The organism is Acidimicrobiales bacterium (assembly GCA_036273495.1).
Classification (GTDB): domain Bacteria; phylum Actinomycetota; class Acidimicrobiia; order Acidimicrobiales; family JAJPHE01; genus DASSEU01.
Window position 1 is genome coordinate 1 of record DASUHN010000276.1, and the last position, 7,865, is coordinate 7,865.

Sequence of the window (7,865 nt, forward strand, 5' to 3'; positions counted from 1 at the left end):
CGGCGGCGTCATTCCGTTGGGCCGGTATCGCTACGAGGTCACCGCCCGGTCGGCGGCGGCGCCCGACGCCGTGTTCGGGGTGCTGGCCGACGGCCCGGGCTGGAGCCGGTGGGCGGGTCCGATGGTGCGCTACTCGGCCTGGGAGGCGGGAGGGCCCGAACCCCCGGGCGGGCCGGGCTCGGTCCGCCTCCTCGGCACCCGGGCCTTCCACAGCCGGGAGGAGATCGTCGAGAGCCGGCCCCCGGAGCTGCTGGCCTACGAGGTCCGCTCGGGGTGGCCGGTCAAGGACTACCGGGCCGAGGTGCGCCTGGAGCCCGACGGCCCCGGCACCCTCATCACCTGGACGGGCAGCTTCGACGCGCTGGTGCCCGGCACCGGAGGCCTGGTGCTGGCCCTCACCCGTCCGATGATCGGCGGTTTCGCGCGCCGGTTGGCCACGGCCGCCGGCGGGGATGGGCCCCCGCCTGCCTGATCCGTCGAGACCGGGGAGCCGGGGCGTAGGGGACCCGCGGGATCACAGCACGGCAAGTTCACGTCGGGTTAGCGGCGTCGACCCACGTCGTTAACACACGCGGTCTAGGGTCGCCGGCATGAGCAGGCTGGTGCTGAGGATCTGGCTCCCGGACCGGCCCGGTGCCCTGGGCGCCGTCGCCAGCCGGGTGGGGGCGGTCAAGGCCGACGTGGTGGGGATCGACGTGATCGAGCGCGACGGCGGGGTGGCCATCGACGAGATCGTCGTCGATCTGCCCGACGACTCGCTCACCGACCTGATGCTGGCCGAGATCCGCCAGGTCGACGGCGTCGGGGTCGAGGAGGTCCATCGCGACCCGACCGCCGCCGAGGACCCGGCGGTGGCAGCCCTCGGCGCCGCCCGCTTCTTCATCGAGGCCCCCGACGTCGCAACCCTGGCGGCGGCGGTGGCCGACCACGCCCGCAACCTGGTCGGCGCCGACTGGTCGTGCCTGCTCCGACGGGCGGAGGGGGACGACGCAGCCGAGGTGCTCGGTGGTTCAGGCGCCATCCCGCAGGCGGCCTGGCTGGTGGCGTTCCGCGCCGGCCTGCTGAGCGACGCGGTCATCGCCGAGACCGCCGGCCCCCTCGACCCCGTGTGCCTGCCCCTGCCTGCCGCCGGAGCCGATCTGCTGCTGGGGCGTCAGTCCCGGCCGGTGCGGGGCCGGGAGCGCGAGCGGCTCCTTGGGCTGGTGGCGGTGGCGGACTCCTGGTGGACCCAGCTGGCGATGCAGGAGGCCCGGCGCAGCCACCCTAGCGGCGCGACCCGGATCATCGCCTGAGGGCGCGCCCCGGAAGGCCTCGTCCGGAAACCTTCAGAGACCGGCCGCCGTCAGGTGGTGGCGGTCGTTGAACGACTGCAGGCTCGGCCCCCGCGGACCGATGCTCAGGCGGCAGACCCCCGCCACATCCAGGAACATGCGCCACGCCGTGGTGTCCTCCACGCCGAGGGCCCACGCCACCGCCGCCTTGATCGGGCTGACGTGGCTGACAACGACAACCGCCGGCGCGTCGGCAGACCGGAGCCCGGCGCCGATCTCCTCGCACGCCTCGCGTACCCGCCGGCCACACGCTCGCAGTGACTCCCCGCACGGCGGGGCAAAGTCGGCGTCGGTCCGCCAACGGTCCCACACCTCCCCGGGCACGTCCCCGAGCGGACGACCGTCATACTCCCCGTAGTCCAGCTCGACCCACCGGTCGTCGACGGAGATGGCGGCATCCACGGGGCCGCGCCCCTCGGAGCCGCCCCCCGCCGCCGCCAGGATCTGCGCCGTCTGCACGGCGCGACGCAGCGGGCTCGAGACGATGCGCGCGCCGGGCGGCACGACTCCGGCCGCCGCCTCCGCCTGGCGGCGCCCCAGCTCGGTCAGCGGGAGGTCCACCCGCCCCTGCAGGAGGCCGGCGGCGTTGGCCTCGGTCTGGCCGTGCCGGACGAGGATGATCACTGCCGGACGAGAACCCGGCCGCACTGCTCGCACGTGAGCACCTCGTCGGCGGGAGCCTTGCGCAACCGGTCGAGCTCGGTGGCGGACAGGGTGAGGTGGCACCCGCCACAGCTGCCGTTGACGAGGCGGGCCACGCCGACGCCGCCAAGGCGCTGGCGCAGCCGCTCGTACCGGGCGGTGAGCTCCGGGGGCAAGGTCCCGGCCAGCTCGGCCCGCCGGGCGGCGTGTCCCGCCTCCTCGGCGGTGAGCTCCTGCTCTGCGGCGCCGAGGTCGGATTCGATGTGGGCGAGGCGGCCGGCCACCGCCGCCCGCTCGGCTGCCAGCTGGCCGACCAGGGCCTCCACCGGCTCGCGCTCCTCCATCACCTCGAGGATCACGTCCTCCAACCGCCGGATCCGCCCGCGCAGGCCGTCGACCTCCTCCGCCATGGCCTGCAGGTCGCGCGCTGCGCCGACCTCCCCGGAGTACATCCGCTTCTCGATTCCCTCCATCCGGCCCCGCCCCGCCGCCACCTCTGCCTCCATCTCGGTCTGGCGGGCCGTCAGCGCGTCGAGGCGCTCCTGCTCCTGACCGAGGCGGACGTCGAGGTCCTCGCGCTGGCGCCGCGCCGCCGCCAGCTCCGCCCGCAGCGGGTGGGTCTCCCGGCGGTGCCGGATCTGGTCTCCGTGGGTGTCCTCGTCCTGGACCTCGAGGAGGCGGTGGAGCGGGTCGCTCACCGCGTCACCAGGCGTCCACACACGGGCGCCGCTTTCCCGACGACGGGACCGGGGCCTCCCCACTCATGCGCAGCGCCCCCGTGATCCAGGCGCGTGAGTCGGCCGGGTCGATCACGTCGTCGATCTCGAAGTAGGTGGCGGTGTTCAGCGCCTTCCCGTGCTCGTACATGCGCGCGACCATCTCCTCGAACAGCTTCTGGCGCTCGGCCGGGTCCTCCACGGCATCGAGCTCCCGCCGGTAGCCGAGGCGGACGGCTCCCTCCAGGCCCATGCCGCCGAACTCCCCCGTGGGCCAGGCCACGCAGAAGGCAGGGGCCTTGAAGCTGCCCCCGGCCATGGCCTGGGCGCCGAGTCCGTAGCCCTTGCGGAGCACGATCGTGAAGAAGGGAACGGTCAGGCTGGCGCCCGTGACGAACAGCCGGGCGCAGTGGCGGACCAGGGCGGCCCGCTCCGCGTCCGGCCCCACCATGATCCCGGGTGTGTCGCACAGGAACAGGATCGGGAGGCCGAAGGCGTCGCACAGCTGCATGAACCGGGCCGCCTTGTCGGCTCCGTCGGCGTCGATGGCCCCGGCCAGGTGGAGGGGGTTGTTGGCGATGATCCCGAGGGGCCGGCCCTCGACCCGGGCCAGCGCCGTGACCATCCCCGGGCCGAAGTGGCGGCGGAGCTCCAGCACCGAGCCGGTGTCGGCCAGGGACTCCGCCACCGTCCGCACGTCGTACACGCGCAGGCGGTTCTCGGGCACCACGGCCCGGAGCCGGCGCTGGTCCTCGCACTCCCACGCCGTAACGGGTCCCTGGAAGTACGAGAGGTAGCGCCGGGCCACGTCGACGGCCTCCGCCTCGTCGGCCACCTCCACGTCCACGACCCCGTTCGGCACCTGGACGCTCATCGGCCCGACGTCCTCGGGCCGGAAGACGCCCAGTCCCCCGCCCTCGATCATCGCCGGGCCGCCCATTCCGATGTTCGATCCGCGCGTGGCGATCACCACGTCGCAGCACCCGAGCAGGGCGGCGTTCCCGGCAAAGCAGCGCCCGCTGTTGATCCCGACCAGCGGCACGAGACCCGACAGCCGTCCGAACAGGTGGAAGGCCATGCAGTCCAGGCCCGACACACCGCTTCCGTCCGTGTCCCCGGGGCGGCCTCCCCCGCCTTCGGTGAACACGACGAGAGGGGCCCGCCACTCTGCGGCCAACTCGAACATGCGGTCCTTCTTGCGGTGGTTCTGGAGGCCCTGGGTGCCGGCCAGCACGGTGTAGTCGTAGGCCACGACCACGCACCGGGAACGCTCGGGCCCGAAGAGGTCGGCGTTGACCGTGGCCGTGCCGGTCACCAGCCCGTCGGCCGGGGTCCGGGCGATGAGGTCGTCGACGGTCCGCCGCCGGCGCTGGGCGGCGATGACCAACGAGCCGTACTCCACGAACGAACCCGGGTCACACAGGTCGGCCACGTTCTCGCGTGCCGTGCGCTGGCCGGTGCGGCGCCGGCGGTCGACGGCGTCGGGACGCTGTTGATCCCCGGTGCGGCCGTGCCGGGCGTTCACCTCGGCCAGGTCGGGACGGATGCGGTCGGGGTCCCAGGCCGGGTCAGGACCGTCCGCCGCCTCCGCCGCCACGTCGGCGGGCTCGAGCACGAGAAGGGGCGCGCCCTCGGACAGGGCCTGACCGGGAACGGCCAGGAGGGCGGTCACCCGGCCGGCGGCCGGAGCCGTCACGACGTGCTCCATCTTCATCGCCTCGAGCACCACCAGCTGGGCGCCGCTCGGCACCAGGTCCCCCACCGCCACGTCGACCGCCACCACCGTCGACTGCAGCGGTGCGGCCACGACGAGGCCGGCCCCGTCCTGGGCGGCCAGAGAGGGCGCCGGTGCGCCGCCGTCGGACGGCTCGGGCAGGAGGTCGGCCAGGTTCTCCTCGACGAAGCGGGTGTGCACCGCACCGGCCGCCACCGCCGGGTGATCGAGCAGTTTGGCGAGGAAGCCGGCGTTGGTGGCGACGCCCTCGACGCGCATCTCGGACAGGGCCAGCCCGGCCTGGGCCACGGCGCTGCCGATGTCGGGTGCGGGCACGTGCACGACGACCTTGGCCAGCAGCGAGTCCATCCGGGGATTGGCCCGCCAGCCGACACCCCCGGCGGTGTCGACGCGAACCCCCGGGCCGCCGGGCAGGTCGAAGCGGGTGGCGGTCCCCTCCGCCGGCCGCACCGTCCCGTCGGCCGCCATCACCTCGGCATTGACCCGGAGCTGCACCGCGACACCCCGCGCCGGGGGGGCGGACGCGCCGGGGGTGATCCCGAGTGACCGCAGGTCCGCTCCCGCGGCCAGCAGCAGCTGGGCCCGCACCAGATCCAGCCCGGTCACCTCCTCGGTCACGGTGTGCTCGACCTGGAGCCGGGGATTGGCCTCGAGGAACCAGAACCGGGACGGGTCCGAGGCATCGGCCAGGAACTCGAAGGTGACGAGGCTGGCGCACCCGGCAGCGGCAGCCATGTCCAGCGCCGCCGCGGCCAGGGCGGCTCGGATCTCCGGGGTGAGCCCCGGCGCCGGCGCCACCTCGACCACCTTCTGGTGGCGGCGCTGGAGGCTGCACTCCCGGTCCCCTACCGCCGCCACCGCCCCGTACGCGTCCCCGACCACCTGCACCTCGAGGTGGCGGGCGGGATAGAGGTACCGCTCGACATAGACATCGGGGACCCCGAAGGCCGCCTCCGCCTCCGACCGGCACCGCGACCAGGCCTCGTCCACCTCGGCCACCCCGCCGACCACACGCAGGCCCCGGCCCCCGCCGCCGGCCACCGCCTTGATCACGGCCGGTCCCCCCAGTCCGGCCACGAACGAGCGGGCCTCCTCCATCCCGACCGGGCCCGGTGTGGCCTCGAGCACGGGCACGCCGCAGCTCCGGGCCAGCGCCCGGCTCGCCACCTTGTCCCCGAGCAGCTCGAGGGTCTCGGGGGCGGGCCCGACGAACACCACGCCGGCGCCGGCGCACGCCCGGGCCAGCGCTGGGCTCTCGCTGAGGAAGCCGTAGCCGGGGTGCAGGGCGTCACAGCCCGAGGCCGTGGCGGCGGTGACCAGGTCGGCCACCGACAGGTAGGCGCGGGGCCCGGCGCCCGGGAGGGGGTGGCTCTCCGCCGCCCGCTCGGTGTGGAGGGCGCCGGCGTCGTCCTCCGAGAACACCGCCACCGGCCGCAACCCGGCGACCCGGGCCGCCCGGATGACCCGTACCGCGACCTCCCCCCGGTTGGCGACCAGCAGGGCCTTGAGCGGGCCCGGCCCGGGCCCCGGTGCGGGGAGGCTCATGCCTGCTGCCGGCGGGAGAGGCGCTCGTCCTCGGCCGCCAGGCCCTGGAGATAGCGGTTGTAGGCGGCGCGCTGGACCTCCTCCTCCGGATCCGGCGGGGCCGGGGCACGGGTGCCGCCCGGTGCATCTGTCAGCAGCTTCCACCACATGTAGAGGGCATAGGCGGCGAAGAAAGGCCACTCGAAGGCGTAGGCCCAGCTCAAGGTGTTGCCCGACAGGGCGCGGTGCACCTGCCAGCGCGCCAGCAGGCAGAAGGCCACGACCGCGGTAACGGCGGTCACGTGAAGGGCGATCGCCCGCCCCGACCACCACCTCGACGACACCGGGCCAGGCTACCGACCGGGCGCCTGATGCCCGGTTCGACCACGCCCCGGGCGCGGTGCGACCATCGGACGCATGCGGGTGCAGCGGACCTTCGCCTTCCTCGACCTGTCCGGGTTCACCGCACTCACCGCCACCCAGGGGGACGAGCGCGCCGTCGACCTCCTCACCGGGTTCCGGAACTCGGTCCGTCAGGTCTGCTCCCGCCGGGGCGTGCGGATCGCCAAGTGGCTCGGAGACGGCGCCATGCTCGTGGCCGTCGACCCCCGCCCCGCCCTCGAGGCCGTCCTCGAGCTGCAGCACCGCATGCGTGCCGACGACGCCGGGGCGGTCCTGCGCGGCGGGCTCAGCGCCGGCGCCGTGATCCTCCTCGAGGGGGACGACTACATCGGCCACGCCGTGAACGTGGCGGCCCGGCTGTGTGACCTCGCCGGTGGCCACGAGATCCTGGCCGTGCCCGAGCTCACGGCGTCCATGCCGCTCTGGGGGGCCGTGGCCTCCAGCCGCGAGGCCGTCCTGCGAGGGGTGGAGCGACCCCTCCAGGTCGCCTGCCTCGGCCTCGCCCCCGCCGGAGCCGACGGCTCGGAGGATCCGGTGTGCGGCCTGCCCCTCGGCCCCGCCACCGCCGCCGCCTGCCGGGTCGACGCCGAGGGCGTCCGCCTGCTCTTCTGCGCCGACAGCTGCCTGGAGACCTGGGAGAACCGCGCCGGCTCCGGGACGCCGGCATGACCGCTCGGGCCGCTGTCGCGGACCAGCCCTCGAGCACCGACCGCTACAAGTGGGTGGCGCTGTTCAACACCACCCTGGGCGTGCTGATGGCCACCATCGACACGTCGATCGTCCTGATCGCCCTGCCCGACATCTTCAAGGGGATCCACCTCGACCCCCTGGTGCCGGGCAACAGCTTCTTCCTCCTGTGGCTGATCCTCAGCTACCTGGTGGTGAGCAGCGTCCTAGTGGTCAGTCTCGGGCGCCTGGGTGACATGTTCGGCCGCGTCCGCATGTACAACCTGGGATTCGTCATCTACACCGTGGCCTCGCTGCTGCTGACCATCACGTGGATGTCGGGCCGGGCCGGCGGGCTGTGGCTGGTGATCATGCGCGTCGTGCAGGGAACCGGAGCGGCCTTCCTGGTCGGGAACTCCGCCGCCATCCTCACCGACGCCTTCCCCGAGAACCAGCGGGGCCTGGCCCTCGGCATCAACAACATGGCCGGCATCAGCGGCACCTTCATCGGGTTGGTCCTCGGCGGGGTGCTGGCGCCGATCAACTGGCGCCTGGTCTTCCTGGTGTCCGTCCCGTTCGGCGTGCTGGGCACCATCTGGGCCTACCTGAAGCTCGAGGACCGCGGCGTCCGCACCCGCTCGCGGGTGGACTGGGCGGGCAACATCACCTTTGCCCTCGGGCTGATCCTGATCATGATCGGGATCACCTACGGAATCGAGCCCCACGGCACCCACACCATGGGATGGACGGGCCCGGCCGTGCTGGGGGAGCTGATCGGCGGCTTGGCCCTGCTCGTGGTGTTCGGCGTCATCGAGCTCCACACCCGCTCACCCATGTTCCGGCTGCAGC

8 protein-coding genes are annotated in these 7,865 nt (G+C 74.0%); 4 read left to right on the forward strand and 4 right to left on the reverse strand.

Annotated elements, in window-relative coordinates; genetic code table 11:
• On the forward strand, nt 1–472 hold a 472-nt coding region (locus tag VFW24_11835), incomplete at its 5' end, for an SRPBCC family protein (protein HEX5267453.1).
• A 118-nt stretch (nt 473–590) separates the two neighbouring features.
• Nucleotides 591–1,292, forward strand: a complete 702-nt coding sequence (locus tag VFW24_11840; GenBank protein ID HEX5267454.1) for an ACT domain-containing protein — start codon at nt 591–593, stop codon at nt 1,290–1,292.
• Nucleotides 1,293–1,325: 33 nt separating this feature from the next.
• On the opposite strand, the gene VFW24_11845 is transcribed toward VFW24_11840, so the two are convergent.
• From VFW24_11845 to VFW24_11860, 4 genes are read right to left on the reverse strand one after another with little or no spacing between them, the layout of a single operon-like run.
• A complete protein-coding gene (locus VFW24_11845) occupies nt 1,326–1,955 on the reverse strand; it encodes a histidine phosphatase family protein (GenBank protein ID HEX5267455.1) in 630 nt (209 codons plus the stop codon).
• Nucleotides 1,952–2,671 (reverse strand): C4-type zinc ribbon domain-containing protein, encoded by a 720-nt coding sequence (locus VFW24_11850; GenBank protein HEX5267456.1) that lies wholly within the window; start codon nt 2,669–2,671, stop codon nt 1,952–1,954. The genes VFW24_11845 and VFW24_11850 overlap by 4 nt, the downstream gene beginning before the upstream one ends.
• A 4-nt stretch (nt 2,672–2,675) precedes the next feature.
• On the reverse strand, nt 2,676–5,969 hold the full coding sequence (locus tag VFW24_11855) for a carboxyl transferase domain-containing protein (GenBank protein ID HEX5267457.1): 3,294 nt from the start codon (nt 5,967–5,969) through the stop codon (nt 2,676–2,678).
• Nucleotides 5,966–6,292 (reverse strand): hypothetical protein, encoded by a 327-nt coding sequence (locus tag VFW24_11860; protein HEX5267458.1) that lies wholly within the window; start codon nt 6,290–6,292, stop codon nt 5,966–5,968. Before VFW24_11860 ends, VFW24_11855 begins: the two co-directional genes overlap by 4 nt.
• Before the next feature lie 73 nt (nt 6,293–6,365).
• Here VFW24_11860 and VFW24_11865 point away from each other — a divergent pair, with 73 nt between their 5' ends.
• Complete coding sequence (locus VFW24_11865) at nt 6,366–7,019, forward strand: adenylate/guanylate cyclase domain-containing protein (protein HEX5267459.1); 654 nt, start codon at nt 6,366–6,368, stop codon at nt 7,017–7,019.
• Nucleotides 7,016–7,865, forward strand: an 850-nt coding sequence (locus VFW24_11870) for an MFS transporter (protein ID HEX5267460.1), incomplete at its 3' end; no start/stop codon positions are given. The genes VFW24_11865 and VFW24_11870, both read left to right, overlap by 4 nt.

Bases quoted from the DNA above. Each gene is read 5' to 3' on its own strand.
- VFW24_11865 (HEX5267459.1), top strand. From the start codon at position 6,366: ATGCGGGTGCAGCGGACCTTCGCCTTCCTCGACCTGTCCGGGTTCACC.
- VFW24_11840 (HEX5267454.1), top strand. From the start codon at position 591: ATGAGCAGGCTGGTGCTGAGGATCTGGCTCCCGGACCGGCCCGGTGCC.
- VFW24_11855 (HEX5267457.1), bottom strand. From the start codon at position 5,969: ATGAGCCTCCCCGCACCGGGGCCCGGGCCGGGCCCGCTCAAGGCCCTG.